2 protein-coding genes are annotated in these 1399 nt (G+C 71.6%); both read right to left on the reverse strand.

The genetic code is table 11. The features are described from left to right. A partial coding sequence (locus GSQ89_RS02020) for a hypothetical protein (RefSeq protein WP_158921501.1) occupies window positions 1-227 on the reverse strand: 227 nt, incomplete at its 3' end. 41 nt (window positions 228-268) lie between these two features. Then, window positions 269-1399 (reverse strand): gamma-glutamyltransferase (locus GSQ89_RS02025; RefSeq protein ID WP_158921503.1); only part of this gene is annotated, 1131 nt, incomplete at its 5' end.

The following is a 1399-nucleotide window of genomic DNA, read 5'->3' on the forward strand; positions in this document are numbered from 1 at the left end:
TCGATGGTGACGATGCAGGGCTTCGTGACGCCGGTACATTTGCGCAGGCGGCGGATTTCGTCCTGCGGCAGGTTGGACACGATGACCCGGATACGCTCCCTCGGGTGGGCGCCGCTGCCCATTTCGCAGAAGGCGGCATTGCAGACGATGCGATCGGGGCCGGCCGACGTCGGCGCGGTCTCCTGCGCATTCGCCGGTGTGGCCGGTGCCAATGCGGCGATTGCCAATGCGGCGCACCCAGCCAGCAGTGGGCGGGTGGCCGAGCGGATCAGTTGGACCCCACCGCCAGTCCGGATTCGCGTGGATCGTTCGCCCAGCCGCACTGGCTGCTCTCCCCTGGCAGGTATCTGGCGCAAGCGATGACGTTGGCGCGTCCCGGATCGGGGACGGGCACAGCCATCGGGCGGCCGGTATTGAGTGTATTCATCAGGGCGGCGGCCACCGCCAGCGGTGCTCCGGCCTGCCCCGACCCGGCGGCGGCGGCTCGGAAGGCTTTCCTCCGGTCGTTCCATGCCACGCCGGCCGCCAGCAGCGGCTGGGGCACGGCGGACGGTGAGGCGGCGGCCAGGAAACCGAGGCCCGGCAGGATGCGTCCGGTGCCGAACAGATTGTTCAAGGTCAGCGCGCAGGCCACCGCGTTGCCGGCCCGGTCCACGGTCACGAAGCTGGTGGAGGCGGGAAACAGGGTCGGGCCGCCGGCCGGCAGGTTGGGGTCGGTCAGGACGGCCGTGGAGGTGATGCCGCCGGCACGATAGCGGGCGGCGACGGCCAGGGACCGCGCGGCGGCGGCGGCAAGATCGTTCGGGTTGTGGGCCAGCACGTCGAAGGCGGCCTCGGCGGCCAGTCCGCCATCGGCCGGCGGCGGCAGGAAGGCGACCTTGTCCTTCTGATAATCACGGATCAGCGGGGCCGTCAGCCTGGGCAGGGCACCGCGCAGATCGGACAGTTGCAGCGGGCCGCCGATCTGGGCCGAGGCTTGCACGATGCGACTGGCCAAAGCGCCCTGATACAGGTCGCCGACGCCGGCGGTGCGAATCTGCGCGAGCGTCCCGGCGAGATCCGGCTGCAGCAACACCTGTCCCTCGGCCAGCGGCGTGCCGTTCTGGCTGAACACCTTCCGAGCGGCGGGGTCGGCGAGGAGGGGGCCGGAGACAAGGGTGAGGTCCTTAACCAGGGCCCGCGAGGCCGGCACGCCGGTGCGCGCCAACTGCTCGGCCGGCTGGACCAGCGTCTCGAAGGGCAGGACGCCATAGCGGGCGTGCAGCAGGAACAGACCGCGCGCCATCATCGGCACCGCGGCGGGCCGATCGGCACCGGCGCCTGGCGTGGCGGGGGCGAGCGGCGTGAAGATCACCGCCTCCCGCACGCCCTTGGCCTGGCCGTCCTCGTTCGGCGCATA

Origin of the sequence: Acidisphaera sp. S103 (assembly GCF_009765975.1) — a bacterium.
Taxonomy (GTDB): domain Bacteria; phylum Pseudomonadota; class Alphaproteobacteria; order Acetobacterales; family Acetobacteraceae; genus Rhodopila.